The 19,205-nt window shown below is 69.6% G+C and carries 18 protein-coding genes, 1 tRNA gene and 2 pseudogenes; 5 read left to right on the top strand and 16 right to left on the bottom strand.

The window, feature by feature from the left end; genetic code table 11:
- Window positions 1-89: 89 nt before the first annotated feature.
- The 6 genes and pseudogenes from ABZ385_RS05190 to ABZ385_RS05165 form a co-directional block, all read right to left on the bottom strand.
- Window positions 90-788 (bottom strand): annotated as a pseudogene (locus ABZ385_RS05190) (AMP-binding protein); the annotation flags it as partial.
- A gap of 248 nt (window positions 789-1,036) precedes the next feature.
- On the bottom strand, window positions 1,037-1,618 hold the full coding sequence (locus tag ABZ385_RS05185) for a SigE family RNA polymerase sigma factor (RefSeq protein ID WP_358589697.1): 582 nt from the start codon (window positions 1,616-1,618) through the stop codon (window positions 1,037-1,039).
- Window positions 1,619-1,824: 206 nt separating this feature from the next.
- Complete coding sequence (locus ABZ385_RS05180; RefSeq protein WP_358909752.1) at window positions 1,825-2,751, bottom strand: DUF1906 domain-containing protein; 927 nt, start codon at window positions 2,749-2,751, stop codon at window positions 1,825-1,827.
- Window positions 2,752-2,803: 52 nt separating this feature from the next.
- Window positions 2,804-3,970 (bottom strand): lipid-transfer protein, encoded by a 1,167-nt coding sequence (locus tag ABZ385_RS05175; protein WP_358909751.1) that lies wholly within the window; start codon window positions 3,968-3,970, stop codon window positions 2,804-2,806.
- A gap of 632 nt (window positions 3,971-4,602) precedes the next feature.
- Window positions 4,603-5,514: pseudogene (locus ABZ385_RS05170) on the bottom strand (bifunctional MaoC family dehydratase N-terminal/OB-fold nucleic acid binding domain-containing protein); the annotation flags it as partial.
- 335 nt (window positions 5,515-5,849) lie between these two features.
- Window positions 5,850-6,161: a hypothetical protein gene (locus tag ABZ385_RS05165; protein WP_358909749.1), complete on the bottom strand. Its 312-nt coding sequence runs from the start codon at window positions 6,159-6,161 to the stop codon at window positions 5,850-5,852.
- Between the two features lie 416 nt (window positions 6,162-6,577).
- Here ABZ385_RS05165 and ABZ385_RS05160 point away from each other — a divergent pair, with 416 nt between their 5' ends.
- Window positions 6,578-7,504, top strand: a complete 927-nt coding sequence (locus ABZ385_RS05160) for a bifunctional DNA primase/polymerase (protein ID WP_358909747.1) — start codon at window positions 6,578-6,580, stop codon at window positions 7,502-7,504.
- A gap of 42 nt (window positions 7,505-7,546) precedes the next feature.
- Here ABZ385_RS05160 and ABZ385_RS05155 read toward each other — a convergent pair whose 3' ends face one another.
- From ABZ385_RS05155 to ABZ385_RS05130, 6 genes are all read right to left on the bottom strand, one after another.
- Window positions 7,547-7,738, bottom strand: coding sequence for a hypothetical protein (locus ABZ385_RS05155; RefSeq protein WP_358909745.1), 192 nt, complete (start codon window positions 7,736-7,738; stop codon window positions 7,547-7,549).
- Between the two features lie 472 nt (window positions 7,739-8,210).
- A complete protein-coding gene (locus ABZ385_RS05150) occupies window positions 8,211-9,683 on the bottom strand; it encodes a hypothetical protein (protein WP_358909743.1) in 1,473 nt (490 codons plus the stop codon).
- A gap of 306 nt (window positions 9,684-9,989) precedes the next feature.
- Complete coding sequence (locus ABZ385_RS05145; RefSeq protein WP_358909741.1) at window positions 9,990-10,289, bottom strand: hypothetical protein; 300 nt, start codon at window positions 10,287-10,289, stop codon at window positions 9,990-9,992.
- Window positions 10,213-11,016 carry a GntR family transcriptional regulator gene (locus ABZ385_RS05140; RefSeq protein WP_358909772.1) on the bottom strand — a complete coding sequence of 268 codons (804 nt, stop codon included), beginning with the start codon at window positions 11,014-11,016 and terminating at the stop codon, window positions 10,213-10,215. Before ABZ385_RS05140 ends, ABZ385_RS05145 begins: the two co-directional genes overlap by 77 nt.
- Before the next feature lie 8 nt (window positions 11,017-11,024).
- Window positions 11,025-11,249, bottom strand: coding sequence for a hypothetical protein (locus ABZ385_RS05135; protein ID WP_309030804.1), 225 nt, complete (start codon window positions 11,247-11,249; stop codon window positions 11,025-11,027).
- A gap of 523 nt (window positions 11,250-11,772) precedes the next feature.
- Window positions 11,773-12,051 (bottom strand): hypothetical protein, encoded by a 279-nt coding sequence (locus ABZ385_RS05130; protein WP_358909739.1) that lies wholly within the window; start codon window positions 12,049-12,051, stop codon window positions 11,773-11,775.
- 79 nt (window positions 12,052-12,130) lie between these two features.
- On the opposite strand from ABZ385_RS05130, the gene ABZ385_RS05125 reads away from it, so the two are divergent.
- Window positions 12,131-12,889, top strand: a complete 759-nt coding sequence (locus ABZ385_RS05125) for a GntR family transcriptional regulator (RefSeq protein ID WP_358909737.1) — start codon at window positions 12,131-12,133, stop codon at window positions 12,887-12,889.
- Window positions 12,890-13,043: 154 nt separating this feature from the next.
- Here ABZ385_RS05125 and ABZ385_RS05120 read toward each other — a convergent pair.
- Both ABZ385_RS05120 and ABZ385_RS05115 read right to left on the bottom strand, forming a co-directional pair.
- A tRNA-Ser gene (locus tag ABZ385_RS05120) sits at window positions 13,044-13,130 on the bottom strand.
- A gap of 87 nt (window positions 13,131-13,217) precedes the next feature.
- On the bottom strand, window positions 13,218-14,765 hold the full coding sequence (locus ABZ385_RS05115) for a trypsin-like peptidase domain-containing protein (RefSeq protein ID WP_358909735.1): 1,548 nt from the start codon (window positions 14,763-14,765) through the stop codon (window positions 13,218-13,220).
- Between the two features lie 225 nt (window positions 14,766-14,990).
- Between ABZ385_RS05115 and ABZ385_RS05110 the strand changes: the two genes are divergently transcribed.
- The 3 genes from ABZ385_RS05110 (at window position 14,991) to ABZ385_RS05100 (ending at window position 17,696) form a co-directional block, all read left to right on the top strand.
- Entirely contained in the window at window positions 14,991-15,857 is an 867-nt protein-coding gene (locus tag ABZ385_RS05110; protein ID WP_358909733.1) for a glycerophosphodiester phosphodiesterase, read from the top strand.
- Between the two features lie 53 nt (window positions 15,858-15,910).
- Window positions 15,911-16,528 (top strand): ATP-binding protein, encoded by a 618-nt coding sequence (locus tag ABZ385_RS05105; protein WP_358909731.1) that lies wholly within the window; start codon window positions 15,911-15,913, stop codon window positions 16,526-16,528.
- 190 nt (window positions 16,529-16,718) lie between these two features.
- Window positions 16,719-17,696 (top strand): DUF5926 family protein, encoded by a 978-nt coding sequence (locus tag ABZ385_RS05100; protein WP_358909729.1) that lies wholly within the window; start codon window positions 16,719-16,721, stop codon window positions 17,694-17,696.
- Between the two features lie 217 nt (window positions 17,697-17,913).
- Here the strand turns inward: ABZ385_RS05100 and ABZ385_RS05095 are convergent, their stop codons facing one another.
- Together ABZ385_RS05095 and ABZ385_RS05090 are read right to left on the bottom strand one after the other, a co-directional pair.
- Window positions 17,914-18,438 (bottom strand): hypothetical protein, encoded by a 525-nt coding sequence (locus ABZ385_RS05095; protein WP_358909727.1) that lies wholly within the window; start codon window positions 18,436-18,438, stop codon window positions 17,914-17,916.
- A 55-nt stretch (window positions 18,439-18,493) separates the two neighbouring features.
- Window positions 18,494-19,165 (bottom strand): bifunctional DNA primase/polymerase, encoded by a 672-nt coding sequence (locus ABZ385_RS05090; protein ID WP_358909725.1) that lies wholly within the window; start codon window positions 19,163-19,165, stop codon window positions 18,494-18,496.
- Window positions 19,166-19,205 lie beyond the last annotated feature (40 nt).

Genomic DNA, 19,205 nt, shown 5'->3' with positions numbered 1-19,205 from the left:
CCGGTACCTAGTCAGGTACCGGGGCCGCGTCCTGCTCGGCGAGGTCGTCGCCGCCTTCCGGGTGGGGATGCCCCTTTAGGCTCACAGTCGTGGAATTGCGGGACCACCACCAGGGAGGTGTCCGCGTCGGTCAGCCCCATCGACTGGGCCATGTTGACCTGCATGGAGTGGAGGTAGATGGAGCGGTGGGAGTAGACGACGCCCTTGGGGTCACCGGTGGTGCCGGAGGTGTAGCACATGGCGGCGGCGGCGCGCTCGTCCAGCTCGGGCCAGTCGTAGCCGGTGGGCTTTCCGGCGAGCAGCTCCTCGTACTCGTGCACCTGGGCCCGCGCGCCCGCCAGCAGGGAGCGGTCGCCGGGCCCGGAGACCACGACGTGCTCGACGCTCGGCATCCGGGACAGCAGCGGCGCGAGCAGGCCGAGAAGGGAGCCGTTCACGATGATCACGCGGTCGGCGGCGTGCGCGACGATCCACGTCAGCTGCTCGGCGGGCAGCCGCAGATTCAGGGTGTGCAGGACGGCGCCCATACAGGGCACGGCGTAATAGGCCTCGACGTGCTCGGCGTTGTTCCACATGAGTGTCCCGACAGGACTCCCCTGGGCGACCCCGAGGTCCTCGCGCAGGGCGTGGGCGAGCTGGGCCGCGCGCTCACCGATCTCGCGGTAGGTGCGGCGCTGCGGGGCGCCCTCACCGGTCCAGGTGATGACCTGCGACGTCCCGTGCACGGTCGAGCCGTGCCGAAGGATGCGGGTGACGGTCAGCGGTACGTCCTGCATCGTGCTCAGCACGGCGTCCTCCTGGGCGGCATGGCCTACGCGGCGGTAAGGGCTGCGCTGATTCTGCGCGCATACCGCTCGGTATGTCACTAGCTCAGAGGATGATCGATCATCGGCGGCCGTGCGGTCGGGCACCTCGGCGCCCGCCCGGCGCGGCTCGCCTTGTCCCTGCTCAGCGGAGTGCGGGCGGCGCGCCCAGCGGCCCGGAGGCGGCGCGCCCAGCGGATCAGGGTCAGCGGGTCGGGGTCAGTGGGTAGGGGTCAGCGGATCGGGGTCAGCTCCGGGTCCTCGCGGAGTTTGCCGAGGGCGCGCGACACCGCGCTCTTCACCGTGCCGATCGAGACGCCGAGCACCTCCGCGGTCTGGGCCTCGCTGAGATCCTCGTAGTACCTGAGGACGACCATCGCCCGCTGCCGCTCCGGCAGCTTCGTGATCGCACGCCACATCGCGTCCCGCAGCACCTGCTGCTCGGCCGGGTCCCCGACGGGCGCCAGGGCCGGCTCCGGCAGCTCGTCGCACGCGAACTCGTCGACCTTGCGCTTGCGCCACTGCGAGGTGCGGGTGTTCAGCAGCGCGCGGCGCACGTAACCGTCGAGCGCGCGATGGTCCTCGATGCGCTCCCACGCGACATACGTCTTGGTCAGCGCGGTCTGCAGCAGGTCCTCGGCATCGCTCGGATTGGCGGTCAGCGAACGGGCGGTGCGCAGCAGTACGGGCTGGCGTGCCCGAACGTACGACGCGAACGACGGGTACGCGAAGGGGCCCGCGCCCCTCGTCGGGCCCGTGCCCCTCGTCGCGGCCTTCGATGCGCTGGTGCACACGGACACCCTGGATGCGGTCATGCCTCCACGCTAGAAGCGCCCCCTACTCCTGGGATCGGCCCCAAGTCCCGAAGCCGTGTCCGCCTCAGGTTGTACTAGGGGGGCCTGCCCCACCTCCTACAGGTGGAGGAGGTGGGGTCCGCCTCTGAGGGTTCGCCCCCGAGGGTTCGCCCCTGAGGGTCCGTTTCTGAGGGGCCGCCCCTGAGGGGCCGCCCCTGAGGGGCCGGTCAGCCGATGCGGGCCACGGGGGCGTGCACCAGGTTGCGGTCGATCACCAGCGTGCGACCGGCGTGCCTCTCCCGCACGTTCCCCGCGTACTGGTGGATGCGCCGCGCCGGACGCCACGCGTCGGCGCTCAGCGAAGGCTCGCGGTACAGGTGCGGGCGGGTGCGCCAGCGCGCGAACCACATCACCGTCGGCAGATCCCGTACTCCGGACCGCCGCGCCTTCTCCATGTGCCGCACTCCGGAGTCGGCGCTGCTGTAGAAACCGGGGACGTAGCCGTGTCCGCGCACCTCGCGGTTCCAGGACCGCACGAAGGAGAGCGTGGTGCGGGCGCACGCCGGCTTGCGGTAGGCGTACGCCTCCATGTCCAGGTAGAGCGGGCTGCCCGCTCTGAAGCCGACGGCCTGGGCCCGGCGGGCCGCGTCGCGCCCCTCCCGCTGCCCCTGGCTCCAGGGGTGGCGTCCGATGGTGTAGCCCTTCTTGTTCCGCGCGTTGACGCAGGGCGACTGCGAGCCCACGTACACCGGCAGCACCGCCCACCCCATCCGGTCCACCGCCCGCGTCCAGCCGCGGTCGAGATGCGGCTGACTCTTGCAGGCCCGGCCGCGCCCCCCGTAATAGACGCCCACGGCGCCGTACTGGGAACGCTGCCAGCGCCGCATCGTGTCGAGCGAGGGCGCGACGCAGGTGTCGAAGGCCTTCCCCCGGAACGACGGCCCGGCGGCGACGGACGGCCCGACGGCGGCAGCGGCCGTGTCCGAGGACGCGACCGTGTCCGAGGACGCGACCGTGTCCGAGGAGGCGGCGGGCGGGGTCACGGCCTCCGCGTCGGAGGCGGCCGCGGCGCCCGGCGGGGCCGCGGTCAGGTCGAGGGTCAGGACCGTCAGCATCATGAGGACAAGTCCCATGATCAGTTTTTGGATACGCATACGGCGAGTGAAGGGCCCCGCCCCTCCTCCAGGCGTCGCGGACGCGCCGCGTTCAGCCGTCCGCCCCCAGAATCAACCCCGAAGTGGGGACACCCGTGCCCGCGGTGACCAGGGTGCGGGCGGCGCCGGGCAACTGGTTCACGGACGTGCCCCGGATCTGCCGGACGGCTTCCGCCACGCCGTTCATCCCGTGCAGGTACGCCTCCCCGAGCTGACCGCCATGGGTGTTCAGCGGCAGCCGCTCCTCGGCGACGAACCCCGCGGCCTCGCCCCGCGCGCAGAAACCGAACTCCTCCAGCTGCATCAGGACGAACGGTGTGAAGTGGTCGTAGACAATCCCCACGTCGATGTCGGCCGGGGCCAGCCCCGACGTGCGCCACAGCTGCCGGGCGACCACGCCCATCTCGGGCAGCCCGCTCAGGTCGCCGCGGTAGAAGCCGGTCATCTGCTCCTGCGCCCGGCCCGCCCCCTGGGCCGCCGCCGTGATCACGGCGGGGGGTCGCGGCAGGTCGCGGGCCCGCTCCACGCTCGTGACGACGATCGCCTGGCCGCCGTCCGTCTCCTGACAGCAGTCGAGGAGCCGCAGCGGTTCGACGATCCAGCGCGAGGCGGCGTGCTCCGCGAGCGTGATGGGCTTCCCGTGGAAGTAGGCGGCGGGGTTGGTGGCCGCGTACTTCCGGTCCGTCACGGCGACCGGCCCGAAGGCATCCGGCGTCAGCCCGTACGTGTGGAGGTAGCGCCGGGCGGCCATCGCCACCCAGGAGGCGGGGGTCAGCAGGCCGAACGGCAGGGACCAGCCGAGCGCCGCGCCCTCGGCCGACGGCTCGCGCCGTTGCACGCCGGAGCCGAATCTGCGTCCTGAGCGCTCGTTGAACGCGCGGTAGCAGACGACGACCTCCGCCACGCCGGTCGCCACCGCGAGCGCCGCCTGCAGGATGGTGGCGCAGGCCGCGCCGCCGCCGTAGTGGACACGGGAGAAGAAGGACAGCTCCCCGATGCCGGCCGCCTGGACGACCGTGATCTCCGGGCTGGTGTCCATGGTGAAGGTGACCATGCCGTCGACGTCGGCGGGCGCGAGACCGGCGTCGTCTAGCGCCGCGCGCACCGCCTCCACGGCCAGCTTCAGTTCGCTGCGGCCGGAGTCCTTGGAGAACTCCGTCGCCCCGATGCCGACGATCGCGGCCCGGCCGCCGAGGCCGTCCCGCGCTCGGACGCTCATGCGGTGCCTTCCTGGGGGCCTGTGGCCTCTTCCGGGAGGGGGCATGTGGGGTCGCCCGTGGGGCGTGTGGCCTCTTGCGAGGGGAGGGTGACGGTCACGGTGCCGGTGACGTGCTTGCCGATGCCGTTGGCCCCGACGACCTCGACGGTGGCCGCCCGGCCTTCCGGTGAGACGCCGACGTCCCCGATCGTGCCGGTCAGCACCATCGTGTCCCCGGGATAGTTGGGCGCGCCGAGGCGTATCGCCACCTTGCGCAGCGTGGCCGTCGGGCCGAAGTGGTCCGTGATGTACCGGCCGACCAGGCCGTTGGTCGTCAGGATGTTCATGAAGATGTCGGGGGACCCCTTGGCCCCGGCCAGCTCCGCGTCGTGGTGCACGTCCTGGTAGTCGCGGGAGGCGATGGCCCCAGCGACGATCAGGGTGCGGGTGACCGGGATTTCCAGCGGCGGCAACGCATCACCCGCCTTCATCCCGACTCCGGTGGGCTGATCCTGCGCAGGGTCCTGCTGCTGCGGGGGTTTCGGTGAGGGCTCCTGGGCGTACGGCGGCTCTTGCGAGGGCGGCTCCTGCGAGGGCGGCTTCTGCGAGGGCGTGGCCTCCGGGTCGGACCCCGCCCCCTCCCAGGGCGCCGACGCCCGGAACATCGGCAGCTCCAACTCCTCGTCCACCCGCTGGAACGCCAGCCGCACCGGCATCCCGATCCGCACCTCGTCGTACGGCACCCCGATCACATTGCTGACGATCCGCACGCCCTCCGCCAGTTCGACGAGCGCCACCGCGTAAGGGGGATCGAAGGCGGGGAAGGGCGGGTGGTGCATCACGACGTACGAATAGACGGTGCCCTCCCCGCTCGCCTCGACCGTGTCCCACGCGGGCGAACCGCAGGAGTTGCAGCCGGGCAGCCAGGGAAAACGCAGCTCCCCGCAGCCGCCGCAGCGCTGGATCAGCAGGCGGTGCGCGGCGACGCCCTCCCAGAACCCGGCGTTGTCCCGGTTGATCACCGGACGCGGCCGCCGCCCCGGGGGCTTTCGCCGCGCCGGCGCGTACTTGAGTATCCGGAAACGGTGCGTCCCGACCAGCCGGGCGCCGACGCCGACGTCCATCCTCGTGGTGACGAAGTGGCCCGTGCCGAGCTTGGTCGTCTTGCGCGCCGACACCGACTCGATCACCGCGTCGAAGGTGACCTCGTCGCCGGGCCGCAGCGCCCGCACGTACTCCTGCTCGCAGTCGGTGGCGACCACCGAGGTGTAGCCCGCGCCGTCGAGCAGCGCCCACAGCTCGTCGTACGCGGCGGAACGGCCGTCATGCCCGGAGAGGCCGCCCATCGTCCAGACCTGGAGCATCGTGGGGGGCGCCACCTGTTCCGCGCCCGCGTACGCGGGGTTGGCGTCACCCATCGCCTCGCACCAGTGCCTGATCATGGCGGAGTTGACCGGATCCTTGCCGAGCCCCCGCGTCACCGCGCGCCGGCCCTCGAAGGCCCGCAACTCCTCGTACGGGATGCCTTTCTCGTACGCGACGCACTCCTCGTCCAGGCCGCTCATCGGTGCCCCCTTCGCCTGCCGAGCCGCATCGTCGCGACGACCTCCGCTGCACGTCACCCGCCCCACAAAGCTTTCTGACTGTCCGTCAGCTAACGCACGCATGTCAAGAGGAGTCACGAACCGGTGAACGGACCGGCGCACGAACCGGTATCCGAACCGCACCCGCACAAGCCCCGAACCGCACCCGCACCAGCCCCGAACACAAGCCCCCGAACACACCTGTGCGGCGACACCGAAGCGCCGCCGCACAGAATCCCCCCTTACAACACTCCCCCCGTCTCACATCACCGCACTCACCCTTGAAGCCGTCCCGAGCGACTACAGGGGCGCGCGGCTCACCAGAGTTCGGTGAAGTTCACGGCGACGTCGTGGTTCGACTGGTCGATCGCCGTGAACGCCGAGCCGTTCACCTGGGCGGTGTTGTTCTTGTTCGAGGCACCGTCGCCGATGGCCTGCTGCTGCGTGGTGGCGGAGTTGCCGTGATTGCTCCCGCCGACGCCGCTGCCGTTGATGGCCGCCACTCCCGCGTTCGACCCATCGTTCGAGAAGGCGCCGTTGTCAGCGGTCGCGACGCCCGAGAAGAGCGCGGCCGCCAGAGGCAGGGCGGCGACGGCGGCGATGACGCGAGCGGTACGAATGCTGGCCATGTCCAGTCCTCCAGAAAGGGGAGGTACACGCCGGCGCACGCGCCGGGAGTACCGGGAAATTGGGCTTGTCACCGAGGTAGTTGGCCGACCGCCCCGGAGTGCTGCACGACGTCGCGGGATCAGAGTTGCCCACCGAACTCCGGCGTTCCACCCCGGAAGCAGCGATTCCCCCGCAAGCATGAGGAAAAGTCGATAAACGCGCTTTGCGTCTCGAACTACCGAGTGAGCCCCCTGAGGGCCACCCACGCTCCACCGCCACCGGGACCCGCCCCAGGCCCCCAGAGGGTGAAGCGTTTCGCCACCACCAGCCCGGCCCCGCACGGAGGGGGCGCTTTCACCGCCAAGACGCTCCCTCCCGGACCTCCTCGACGTCGCCCCCTCTTCCCTTCCTCGAACGCGTGTACGAAAATATGGTCATGGCCATCACCGACCGCCATGCCACCACGCTCGCGCTGGCCCACGCCCTGTCCGCCGCCGAACGCGGGCTCGCGGTGATCCCGCTCTCCCGCACCAAGCTCCCGGCCCTGCGCTCCCCCCATCACGCCGGCGCCCCGCACGCCCGCGCGCACGACGCGCCCGCCCCCGGAGCCGGGGCTCCTCGCCCCGCACCGCCTTGCCACGGCGAGTGCGGCCGCCTCGGGCACGGCGTGTACGACGCGTCGACCGACCCGCGACGCATCCGGGAACTCTTCGCCGCCGCTCCCTGGGCCACCGGCTACGGCATCGCCTGCGGACTGCCGCCGCACCACTTGATCGGCGTGGACCTGGACACCAAGTCGGACGTGGACGCCTCGGCGGCGCTGCGGGAACTGGCGCTGCGGCACCTCTTCACGATCCCCGAGACCGTCGTCGTGACCACGCCGAGCGGCGGCCGCCACATCTGGCTGGCGGGCCCGCCGGACACCGTGGTCCCCAACTCGGCCGGCCGGCTCGCCCCCGGCATCGACATCCGCGGCGCGGGCGGCTACCTCGTCGGCCCCGGCTCCCGCACCGAGCACGGCGTCTACAGCACGGTCCCGGGCACCGCCCACCTGCCGCCCGCGCCCTGCCCGCCCGCACTGCTGCGCCTGCTCACGCCACCACCCCGCGCCCCGCATGCGACGCCGCCCCCGCACACCGGAACGGCGGCCCAACAGGGCCACGGCCTGGTCCAGTTCGTCCTCGCGGCACACGAGGGCCAACGCAACACGCGCCTCTTCTGGGCCGCCTGCCGCGCCTACGAAAACGGCCTGGGCGACACCCTGACCCCCCACCTCACGGCCGCCGCCCTACGCATCGGCCTCACCCCCCGCGAGGCCCACGCCACCATCACCTCAGCAGCTCGCCTCACAGGCCACGCGTAACGCACACATCCATGCGCACACGAAAGGAACGCCCACCCATCCCTACACCCCGACGGTGAAAACCCAGGCCACGACCACGACGGGCGTGAGTGCTGCGACCAGGCCGACGGCCAGAGAGACATAAGCCAGAGGCTTGAACATCTTGTGCCGCTGGGCACGACACGCGGCGAAGCAGGTGAAGCTGATGACGGCGAGGCACGGCAGAAGGATGAAAACGAAGCCGAGCGCCGCCATGGTTCCCCAACAAACTCGTGAGCCGACCCGTGTACAGCGGGAAGGTACAGCAGCCGGGCAGGCCACAAGCCGCCGGCCCCCGACTGTCACGCATGGTCAGGGGCCGCCGATGTGGGTTCAGCGGACGGCCGGATAAGACTTTCCCTACTTCATCAAGGCCCGCGCACGACGCGGGCGCGCGCCGCCTTTGCGGCGCGGCCTGCCTCCTGTCTTCGCCCCGGCTTGCCGCGCCCGGCGGCGCGCTCGGCGGCTGCGGGCATGAAGTGGAGACACCCTCTGTGGCTGGGGCGGTCGGCTCCACGGCTTTAGGCAGCCACTTTGGGACGAGCCTCTAAGATCATGGACCATCATCGTGCTTTAACGGGCAGGTCTACAGACTGCCCGACTCGCCATCAGCTTAACGGGCCATGATCACTCGCCCCAAAGCAGCTCCAGCCCAAAGCCGCTCCACCGACCTCAGTTGATCGGCCGACTATGCGGATTGGCGGACAAGGTCAAGGGCTTCTTTGAAGCCGGGATGCACCCTAAAAACTTCCGACGACGCATTGAAGCGAGCGCGCGGGTCTCGATAACGCCACACATACTCCGACCCACCGCCGCGCCCACCAGGCTTCAGATAACCCACCACCGAAAACTCGAATAGCTGCCCCAAGGCAAGGATAGGATCAATGTCGGACAGAGTGGCACGTCGCCCCCAAGGCAAAGTGAAATCTTCGAGGGAGAACTGAAGGGAACCCATTTCTTTCACCACCTCCAGATACTCCTTGTACTGAGGCACATGCTTGGCTATCTCGTCATCAAGCTCATTGAGAAGGTAATCCGAGTATCCCGACCGAGCCTCATGCACCACTTGATTATCGAACTGCCCACCAACAGCAAAGATGGGCTGCTTATACTGATCCAATACCTCGTTGCAAAACTTGATGATGTCTCGCGGACGCAGGAAAGTGCGATCGCAGATGTGCTTGTACTTCGTCTGCCTGCTCGGCATTTCACGCGTCTCGTCAAACACGCGATCCCAGGGAATGGACTCCCCGGATGATTCTCCTAAAACGCGACTGAACCGGCTCTCCATCAGACCCTTAAGCGTCAGGCCGCCAATACTCTCGTGCCACTGCACCAGTTCAGAGAAGTTTTCGGTGATCTTGTTCTTGTCTTCGAACTGGAGATCTTGATAAATGTCATCCCTGAGGAAGACGACAACATTCAGCTTCTTCCCGCGATCCCGTGCGGCCAGGAAAAGGTCCCTTGCCGCGAGGATCAGCCCGATGAGTCGCTGAGAGTACGCCGGGTCAGACTTAATGAACCCAAGGTCGAGTTGATCAAAACAGATATAGTACGAGTTCCCTGGGTTTAGAGCTCGGAGAATATGCTCCTGAATGGCGCTATTGACTTCCTGGATATGCGGAGGAAGCTCTTTCACTCGCACGCGCTCGCCACTTATGTCAATAAAGGGCAATTTGAATGCGCCCTTGAATCGCAGCTCCTTGTCAGGACTGAAAAGTTGCCGCACATCCGGGTCTCGGGATCCGTAGGAGTCCACAACGAAGTCTTCCAGCGCTTGCACAGAGTCGAAAGACTCGTCACTCCACGGTTGACTCTGATCAACGTTCAGTAGAAGTTTGGCCAAGCCTAGCAATGTGAGGTACTTCCAGCTATGGAAGTACCTACGCTCTTCCGGCACCCCCGTCTGCGCTTGCAGGTCATGATGATGCCACGGATAGTCGTCAAACGAATGACCGTAAGAGAATTCATGCGGAGACCGCTCAGTTAGGATCCTCTTAAAAATCGCTGTCTTCCCCGATCCTTTCCGGCCAAGGATCAGAAACTTCTTATTATTCTTGGCAGCAAGATAGGCAGGGTGATCCTGGAAGCACTCACGCAACAACTCATCAGCGTCCGCGTCGATAGCTCCGAAGTTCTCGACGTCTACGATATTACGCACTAGTCACCCGTGCCTTCTGTTTGAGCCATGGTCGGAAGAAGCAGCGTATCGCCGCGCAAGCCGGTCTAGGGTGGGTTTCCCATTGGCAAGTCGCCTTGCCTGACCAGCCTGCCGGTTCTGGGCCGTCTTTGGGCCGTCCGAAGTCATCCAACGCCACCCGACAACGACAGAGGCCCACGGCATCTGAACTGGTCAGAGCCGTGGGCTTCGTAGGCCCGCTGGTCAGTGGATGCAGTGATCAGCAGGCTGGCTTCTGAGTGCTGACAGGAGTGTCACTTCAAGAGCATCCTTAACTGTGCCCCTCCTTCAGGACTGGAGTTCGCTCACCGCCAGGAGGTGACCGTGGCTGGTTGCCACGCGGATCACGTCTCGCAGGGCTCGGGTCACTTCGGTCAGAGTGTGCCGCAGGTCATCGCGGTCGGCGTCCTGGTCGTCCAGGACTTCCGAGGCCCGGTCCAGAAGGTCGGTTGCCGTCCCGAGCTGTACCGCTTCGATGTTGTCCGCCAGGCGGGACATGTAGCCGCCGCTGTCATCGGTGCTCAGGTAGCAGGGCTTGCCGTCCGGGCCCGGCCACAGGAGGAGTCGCAGTTCGTTCTGCGGCGTCACTGTGCGCCTGCCTTTCTTCGATCACATGGTGGGTGCTGAAGACGGCGTCGACACGATCCCCAGGGAACACCAGTAGGGCCGCCTCAATGACTCGTCCGGCGTTGTTTGCCGCTACGCGAGTGATCGCGAGGACAGCCAAGGCTGTGTTGATCCGCAGGGACGAGGCCTCATCCGGCGTTGGGAGTCGGGCGGACACCGTCTCGTGGATCTCGGCAGGCGGCGGGTCCGGCACGGAGAAGCTGGCCTCCTCCCACGCCCTTGAGGACCGGTCGCCGAGCGCCTTGGTCGGTGCCAGGTCTCGCGGTACGTAGACGCGGGCCAGGCTGTGGGGGGACTCTCCCTCATAGCTGAGGCGGAGGAATTCGGTCAGTGGGCTTCCGTCGTCCACCTTCATAAGCGCGGTCAGGTGCCCCCGCGCGGGCAGTGCTGTAGTGCGGACTGTCACGCGCAGGTCTACGTCTGCGGCAGTTCGAGGATCCAGCGTGCCCCACCCACCGACGTACGTGATCTTGCGCAGCGGACGGCGGACGAAGTTGCCCTTACCGTGGATCTTCTCGACCAGGCCCTCTCCCTGGAGCACGGCGAGGGCACTTCGCAGTGTCGCCGTGCTGACCTTGTACCGGTCGGCTAGGGCGGACTCAGACGGGAGCCGTTCATTGGGCCCGATTCGGCCGGTCGTGATCTGGCGTCTCAGGTCGTCAGCGACGACGAGGCGGCGTGACGTCATGGACTGCGTCACCGCCTTCTCATCATCCGCACGGCGACGAGCCGAGTTCGCCCATTTATGGTCAGCACCTCTCCCGACTCGAACAGGAGTTGCTTTGCACCCTGGGGAAGCTGGAAGAGGTCGCTCACCCGGCATGCCCGACCGCCGACTTGGATGATGTCGCCGCGCAGAACGGTGGCGGCCGTGATCTCGACGTTGGATGCCAGCGCACCCCCGGGGGCCCATCTGCTCACCGCTTCACCGCCGGTCGCGTGGAGTGGTCCGGCGCGGGATGGCAGGGGCAGGCGCACGTCTCGTAGATCACCGGCAGTTCGACCGGCGCAGGAGACGGCGACGCTTCCGCACAGGTTGCGTGAATGCCGACCCGACATGCGGTCGACCGGTAGTCAGCAGCCGCGGTATCCAAAACGTGGAGGCGTTGACGGGGAGGCATCAGCGAACACCTGCCAGGGCCGAGAACGCCTCAGCCGACAGTCGCGGCGCCACGACCACCGAGCGCTGGCGTGCACGCTGCCGCTCCCAAGCCAGCACGTAGGGGCGGACGAGCGCGTTGTCCTCGCCCAGGAGCAGGTGAAGGCGGTCAGCGGTGTCCGGCATCCAATCCGGGACAGCCAGAGGTTCTACGGCGAGTGCAGGAGGCGTCGCCGCAGCGGCCCGGGGCGGTGTTAAGGCTCGGCGGTGCCTGCCCCTGGAGAAGTATCGCGCTCTGGCGAGCGAGACGGCACGGCGGATACGGTTGAGCACGCTGCTCAGCTCCTATCGCTGATGGCTCGGTCCCCCGACATCGCCCGTCGTGGGGGCCGCTTTGCGTACGACCGCCCAAAGGGTGCGGCCGTTCTCGCTGGTGGCGTGAAGCCCGAATCGATCGGCCTCCGCCAGGACTTCCAAGACCTCCCGCCATGACTCGGCGGAGAGCGCTTCCGGCACCTCCGCCTCGATCGACGTGCACCGGTCGCGCTCCTCCACGCGTGTGGTGAGCCCGACCGCCGATAACCGAGCGGCGATGGCTTCCGCGCTCACTCGCGAAGCGGGCACAGGGCAGCCTCCGTCACTCGGCGATCACGTTCAGTGAAGCTAGTTAACTAGATTAGACCTAGTGGACTAGATTTTCCATATGCCTGAGCAGTCGCCCTATCTCCGTATCGCCGACGAGCTACGACGGCGGATCGCGGAGCACGTGTGGGAGCCGGGGGATCGCCTCCCCTCTCGCGCCCAGATCGGCCAGGAATGCGGCGTGGGCGAGAACGTCGTCCGCAGGGCTCAGGAGCTGCTGATCTCCCAAGGCGTGCTGGAAGGCCGAGCCGGTTCGGGTACCTACGTCGCCGAGCCCCGGCAACGCGTACGCGTGGTGCGGTCGTCCGCGCGCGAGCAGCCCGAAGGGTCGCCGTTCCGGGCGGACATGAAGGCCGTCGGCAGGCAAGGTGACTGGGAGAGCAAGACCGACGCCAAGGTGCCGGCCCCGGCGGAAATCGCCGCCCGACTCGGTATCGGCGAAGGTGAACTGTGTGTCCGGACCGCGTACGAGTTCCTGGCCGACGGCAGGCCCGTGCAGCTGTCGACCAGTTGGGAGCCGTACGACCTCACCGCCGGCACTCTCGTCGTCCTCCCCGAGGGAGGGCCGCACGCCGGGGCAGGCGTCGTGAACCGGATGGCCGCCATCGGCATCACCGTCAGCCACGCCGTGGAACAGCCCGAGCCCAGGCAGGCGACCGCCGAGGAGGCGTCGCTACTCGGCATCCAGAAGGCCGCGCTCGTCACGCACATCCGGCGGACGTACTACAGCGACCAGGGGCGGCCGGTCGAGACGGCGGACATCGTGGTGCCCGCCGCGCTCTGCGAGATCGTGTACGAGATTCCGATCAGCCGGGCGTAAGTGACCAGGCGGCAGGGCCCTCAGAGCGTGCCCCAGCCGTGCCCCTTCCGTGCCCGATCGGCCGGGAAATCACGGGAATCGGCGGTGTTCGACAGGCAGCGCGCATGGCAACGGCCCCCGACCGTAAAGCCTGGTCAGGGGCCGTCAATCTCTGCGGTGGGTGTGGGATTTGAACCCACGGTGACATCGCTGCCACGACGGTTTTCAAGACCGTTCCCTTAGGCCGCTCGGGCAACCCACCCCGCGCCTCCCGCCAGGGCCAGGGGCCTGGAACGCGGGACGGCGCGGGGACAAGACTAGCGGGTCGGTTCGGCGGGGGAGCGGCGGCTCAGCTGTCGCCCTTGCGCTGGCCCAGGGTCACGTCGACCGTGTGCTCCTTGCCGTCGCGCTCGTAGGTGAGCTCGACCTTGTCGCCCGGCTTGTGGGTCCAGATCTGGCCGATCAGGGTCGGGCCGCTGTCGATCACCGTGTCGTCCAGCTTGGTGATGACGTCCCCGGGCTTGAGGCCCGCCTTGTCCGCGGGGCCGTTCGGCGTGATCGGCTCGGCGTTGCCCGCGCCCTCCCGGGAGATCGTCGCGCCGTCCCCGGATTCCTGCTGGAGAGAGACCGACGCCCCGATGACGGGGTAGACCGGCTGGCCGGTCTTGATCAGCTGCTGGGCCACGTTCTTCGCCTGGTTCACCGGGATCGCGAAGCCGAGGCCGATGGAGCCCGACTGGCCCGAGCCGCCGAGACCGCCGCTGTCGGCCGGCTTGATCGCGGAGTTGATGCCGATGACCGCGCCGCGCCCGTCCAGGAGGGGGCCGCCGGAGTTGCCGGGGTTGATGGACGCGTCGGTCTGCAGGGCGCTCATGTACGAGCTCTTGCCGCTCTGCCCGCCGTCGCTGGAGGTCACGGGGCGGTTCTTGGCGCTGATGATGCCCGTGGTGACCGTGTTCGAGAGGCCGAAGGGCGCGCCGATCGCGATCGTCGAGTCGCCGACCGCCACCCGGTCGGAGTTGCCGAGGGGGAGCGGCTTCAGGTCGCCCGGCGTGTTCTTGAGCTTGATGACCGCGACGTCGTAGCCCTCGGCCCGGCCGATGACCTCGGCCGCGTACTTCTTGCCGTTGGAGAACGTCGCCTGGAGCTTGCCGCCCTCGGCGGCCGACGCCACCACGTGGTTGTTGGTGAGGATGTGCCCCTGCTTGTCGTAGACGAAGCCGGTGCCCGTGCCGCCCTCGCCGCTGCCGCTCTGCGCCTCGATGGTGACGACGCTCGGCAGCGCGTCGTTCGCGATCTTGGCCACCGAGCCCGGCTCGCGCTTCAGGTCGGCCGGCGTGTCCGCGGCGGCGACCGTGGTCGAACCGGTGTCGTTGTCGTTCCGCTCGGCCGCCCAGTAGCCGATGCCGCCACCGACGCCGCCCGCCACCAGGGCGGCCGCCAGCACCCCGGCGACCAGACCGCCGCGCCGACGGCCGGGCTTCGGCTCCTGCGGGTGGTACGAGGAGCCCCAGCCGGACCCGGAGTCGCCACCGGAGGCGTACGACGGCACCGTGGGCGGCGGCGGAGGCGGCCACGCCCCGGCCCCCGCGCCACCGGCGCCAGAAGCACCACCGGTGCCAAAAGCACCGCCACCGGCACCAGGAGCGCCGGCACCAGCAGCACCGCCACCGGCACCAGGAGCGCCGGCCGCCCCGCCGATACCGGCCCCGGCCACCCCGGTACCAGCCCCGGAATGCGGCGCCCCCGCGGCGCCATACGCGGGATCGGCGGCGGGACGCGAAGCGGCGGAGTCGGCGGAAGCAGCGGAGGCGGCGGAAACAGCGGGAGCGTCCACCGGCACAGGAGGTGCGGACGGGGCCTCGGGTACCGCGTTGCCCTCGTTCTCGGTGCTCACAGCTCTTCTCCTCGGTCCATGCTGTCGTGGCTGGCGTACTCGGTCACGGCCCGGATGTGCCGACTGTGCGTATGTGCCGACTGTACGTATGTCTTGTCTACAGTCAGCTTTTCCCATGGGCCGTCAGGGCACCATAAGCCGAGCCTGTGTGTCCGGCGCCCCGGGACGCGGCCCCGCGCGGCCCTCCGCGAGCCGACGGGTACCCCGTGATGGCACCATGACGCGGTGACCCTCGCACGACAGCACCCGATCCAGGTCGTCGCCCACCGCGGAGCCTCCGAGGATGCCCCCGAGCACACCCTGGCCGCCTACAGGAAAGCGGTCGAGGACGGCGCGGACGCCCTCGAATGCGACGTACGGCTCACCGCGGACGGCCATCTCGTCTGCGTGCACGACCGCCGCGTCAACCGCACCTCGAACGGCCGGGGAGCGGTGTCGGCGCTCGAACTCGCCGATCTCGCCGCCCTCGACTTCGGCTCCTGGAAGCGGCATCACGACGAGGCCGAGGAGGGCGAGGGCCCGGACTGGGACCGCTCCGCTGGCGTGGATGTCGGCGGGGGCCTCGGCGAGGACACCTCCGTCCTGACCCTGGAGCGGCTCCTGGAGCTGGTCGCGGAGAACAACGCCGCCGGCCGCGCCGTACGCCTGGCCATCGAGACCAAGCACCCCACGCGCTGGGCCGGACAAGTGGAGGAGCGCCTGATGCTGCTCCTGAAGCAGTTCGGTCTGGACGCGCCCGCCACGGAGAGCGCCTCCCCGGTGCGGATCATGAGTTTCTCGGCGCGTTCGCTGCTCCGCGTGCGGGCCGCCTCCCCGACGCTGCCGACCGCCTATCTGATGCAGTTCGTCTCGCCCCGCCACCGCGACGGGCGCCTCCCCGCGGGCGTGCGCGTCGCGGGCCCCTCCCTGCGGCTCGTGCGCAACCACCCCGGGTACGTCGCCAAGCTGAAGCGCGCGGGGCACCAGGTGCACGTCTGGACGGTGAACGAGCCGGAGGACGTCGAGCTCTGCGCCGAACTGGGCGTCGACGCGATCATCACCAACCGCCCCAAGCAGGTCCTGACCCAACTGGATCAGCTGGGACTCCGATAGCACCCGTTACAGGGAGTGCACCGGCGCGTTCGGTGCGTATTCGATCGTCACGAGTGCCTCACCGGGGAGCGATTGGCCGGTTTCCGGTCCAGTCCATTGGGGCATCCACACGATGGCGTGGGGTGAAGGAGGTCTCGGGGGTGGCGTTGGTGGTGGCACGGGAGGTGCCCACGTCGTCGAGCATGGCTGTGCCCCATGGCCCTGCGGGCGTGGGGGAAGCGAGGCACCGGATGCGCGATCAGCTGCGTGTCGGCGGAGTGTCCGAGTCGGTCATCGACGACGCCGTATTGATCCTGTCGGAGTTGCTCAGCAACGCGTGCCGGCACGGCAGGCCGCTGGGCCGCGGAATGGTCGGCGACGGCGACGTGCGAGCGGCCTGGCACGTCGACAAGACGGGCCGGCTGACGGTCGAGGTGACGGACGGCGGCGGTCCGACCCGCCCGATTCCGGCCACACCGTCCGTCACGGCGCACGGCGGCCGCGGGCTCAACATCATCTCGGCGCTCGCCGACACCTGGGGGGTACGCGACGACGTGCACGGCGAGGTCACCGTCTGGGTCGTCGTCCAAGCGGGGCACCGCTCCGAGGATTTCGCTACGCGCGTCGCCGCCCCGTCGGCGGCCGTGCTGACCGACCTGGCCTTCGCCGACCCCTTCGACGACCTGGACTGAACCGCGCCGAGCGTCCCGTCCACGGGACCGAGCGGCTCCTGAAGCCCCCGTCGGGCAGAGTGGACCGAGCCGCTCGAAAGCCCCCTCAGGGGGACCCCTCCCAGGTGAATCCCGGCGCGCCCCGCGCCAGCGGCTAGGCTCGCGCCCGTACGCAAGAGAGCACGAGAGCCGCAGCCGGGAGACACCCAAGATGGCCAAGAAGCGCCCCCAGACCAAGGGCAAGCAGCAGCCGCAGCTCAAGGGCGGAGGCAACGAGAGCTATCCGGCCGTCGGCGCCCGTGAACCCTGCCCCTGCGGTTCGGGCCGCCGCTACAAGGCCTGTCACGGCCGGGCCGCCGCGCAGGCGGTGGCCGAGCTGGTGCAGCGCCCCTTCGAGGGCCTGCCGGGCGAGTGCGATTGGGTCGCGCTGCGCGAGCTGGTGCCCGCCGCCACCGTGGAGCTGACGCTCAAGGACGGCCTCCCCGAGGGCGTCCCGTCGGTCACGCTGGCCACCGTGCTGCCGATGGCGTGGCCGGCGCTGCGCCGGGACGACGGTTCGGTCCTGCTCGGGCTGCAGAACGACACCTCGTCCGGCGACATCAGCCGCGACCTGGCGGACACCCTGCGCCGCGCCCTGGAGGCCGAGCCGGGCACGCCGGTGCAGGGCCGCCGCGCGCCCGCCGACGGGCCGCGCATGCAGGACGTGCTCGCACCCGACGCGCCGTTCGAGCCGGTGGTGCACGCCGGTTTCGAGTTCTGGGTGCCGGACCCGGACAACGCCTCGCCGGAGGTCGCCGCTTCCCTGGAGCGGGCCAACGCCGCCGCCATCCCGACCGTGAAGCTCACGGGCGTGGACGCCGCGTACTGGTGCGAGACACCGGAGAAGAACCACCTGCGCTGGGTCATGCCGCACCCCGAGGAGCAGCTCCTGGACGCGCTGGCCCGGCTGCACGCGGCCGGTACGTCGAGCCTCGGCGAGGGCACCCGGCTCGTGGGGTCCTTCCGTGCGCACGGGGTGATCGTGCCGGTGTGGGACCTGCCGAGCGGTGTCGGCGCCGACGACGTCGAGAAGCCGGCGGCCGAGTTCGCCGAGCGGCTCGCGGCGGCGCTCGCCTCGGACGCTCCGCTGACCCCGGACGAGCGCCGGGCGCGCGGTGGTCTCACCAATCGTCAGGTCACGCTCAGCTGACCGGTCGGGGTCCGCGCGCTGCTGACCCACCGGTCAGTCGGTCGAAGAGCGTGACTCCTGTCACAACTCCCCGTCGTCGCAGGTGAATCCCTGTCCGGATAACCGAGATCGAATTTGCCAGGAGCCGATCTCTTGTTACCGTTCAGGTAGCCCGGTTGCTGGTGCATCCCCCGTCGCCAGCAACCGGGCCCTTCCATGTCCGGGACCGGTCAAGGGCTCAACTTCCCTGCGGAGACGCGGAGTTGCTTCCCGACCGCAGCAGCAGCGCGCCGGACTCCCCCGCGGCGAACTCCGCCACCGCCCAGTACGCCGCCGCCCTGCCCGCCGTCCGCTCCCGCGGCGTCTCGCACGCTCCCGGCTCGTCCCCGGCGCCCACGGCGCAGTGCGTCCGCACGGTGCGCCCGCGCGGGCCCATCGCGGTCAGTACGGCGCTCAGGTCGTCGCCGGTCGCGTTGCGGTAGTACGTACGGGCCCAGGTGTCGTGACCCTGGGTGAGGACACAGGTCTGGGCCTCGATGCCGTCGGGGGTGGAGAGTTCGGGACCGCACGTCTTCGCCGGACCGGCCAGCGCCGTCGCCGGACCGGCCGGGGCCTTCACGGGGCCGGCCGCGGGGTCGAGCGCGGGGCCGGCGGGGGGCGACTTCGCGTCACCGTCGCCGACCGGCCCGGCGAACGCGCCGGAGAGCGGCAGGAGGACCGTGACGGTCGCGACGCCCAGGAGCACGATCAGGCGGGGTTGCATGGGCCGAACATAACGACAGTGGGCGCGCGGCCCGTTCGCCGCGCGCCCATTTCCCCTACAACTCGGGTGCGCTCACACCCGTACGAGTGAGGGCGTCGACGACGGCGTCCACGACCGCCTCCACGTCGGGCACCCAGGGGGCGGCCGAACCGGGCAGCGGGGCGCGCTCCCAGCGGACCGGCCCCTGGCCCGAGGGGGGCATCGCCAGATAGCCGCCCTCGCCGTGGAAGCGCAGGGAGCCGGGGACGTAGTCCTTCGCGTAGAGCAACTCGCCCAACTGGGCCATGGAGTAGGGCGCGACCAGCAAATAGACGCGGCTCTCGGTGGCGACCACGGGGCCGAGCCTGACGCCCGCCGCGTCGAGCGCGGCCAGCGCGCGGGCGCCCGCGCCGACGGGGAGGCTGACGGCGCACGGCGCGGCGCCTCCGGTGGCGAGCACGATGGGGGCGCCCGGGCGGTTGGTCCACCACCAGCGCACCATGCGCTCGTCGGTGGTCGCGGCGAGCAGCCCGGGGTCGAGGGGGTGTGCGCCGGGCACCACGCAGTCGGGGTCCGGGCAGGCGCACCGGCCGCCGTCCGGACGGTCGAGGCCGACGCCCGGCAGTACGGGCCACCGCCAGACGGTGGCGAAGGTCAGGGCCGCGCCGATCTGTCCGGTACTCCGGCCGGGCTTCCTTCCGATTCGCCAGGACAGGAGCCTGCGTCGCCTTCCGAGGATCTCGCGCATGAGCGCTCGTTCCTTTCCGTTGCACGCCGGCGTTTGCCGC

The organism is Streptomyces sp. NPDC005898 (genome assembly GCF_040629635.1).
In the GTDB taxonomy this organism is placed as follows: Bacteria; Actinomycetota; Actinomycetes; order Streptomycetales; family Streptomycetaceae; genus Streptomyces.
Note: the sequence above shows the minus strand (reverse complement) of the source record. Positions and strands in the feature narration are given on the sequence as shown.

What these genes read in the sequence shown, in the direction of transcription:
- ABZ385_RS05090 (WP_358909725.1), bottom strand. Translation starts at nt 19,165, where the DNA reads ATGCGCGAGATCCTCGGAAGGCGACGCAGGCTCCTGTCCTGGCGAATC.
- ABZ385_RS05095 (WP_358909727.1), bottom strand. Translation starts at nt 18,438, where the DNA reads ATGCAACCCCGCCTGATCGTGCTCCTGGGCGTCGCGACCGTCACGGTC.
- ABZ385_RS05100 (WP_358909729.1), top strand. Translation starts at nt 16,719, where the DNA reads ATGGCCAAGAAGCGCCCCCAGACCAAGGGCAAGCAGCAGCCGCAGCTC.
- ABZ385_RS05180 (WP_358909752.1), bottom strand. Translation starts at nt 2,751, where the DNA reads ATGCGTATCCAAAAACTGATCATGGGACTTGTCCTCATGATGCTGACG.
- ABZ385_RS05155 (WP_358909745.1), bottom strand. Translation starts at nt 7,738, where the DNA reads ATGGCGGCGCTCGGCTTCGTTTTCATCCTTCTGCCGTGCCTCGCCGTC.
- ABZ385_RS05185 (WP_358589697.1), bottom strand. Translation starts at nt 1,618, where the DNA reads ATGACCGCATCCAGGGTGTCCGTGTGCACCAGCGCATCGAAGGCCGCG.
- ABZ385_RS05160 (WP_358909747.1), top strand. Translation starts at nt 6,578, where the DNA reads ATGGCCATCACCGACCGCCATGCCACCACGCTCGCGCTGGCCCACGCC.
- ABZ385_RS05140 (WP_358909772.1), bottom strand. Translation starts at nt 11,016, where the DNA reads ATGACGTCACGCCGCCTCGTCGTCGCTGACGACCTGAGACGCCAGATC.
- ABZ385_RS05125 (WP_358909737.1), top strand. Translation starts at nt 12,131, where the DNA reads ATGCCTGAGCAGTCGCCCTATCTCCGTATCGCCGACGAGCTACGACGG.
- ABZ385_RS05175 (WP_358909751.1), bottom strand. Translation starts at nt 3,970, where the DNA reads ATGAGCGTCCGAGCGCGGGACGGCCTCGGCGGCCGGGCCGCGATCGTC.
- ABZ385_RS05165 (WP_358909749.1), bottom strand. Translation starts at nt 6,161, where the DNA reads ATGGCCAGCATTCGTACCGCTCGCGTCATCGCCGCCGTCGCCGCCCTG.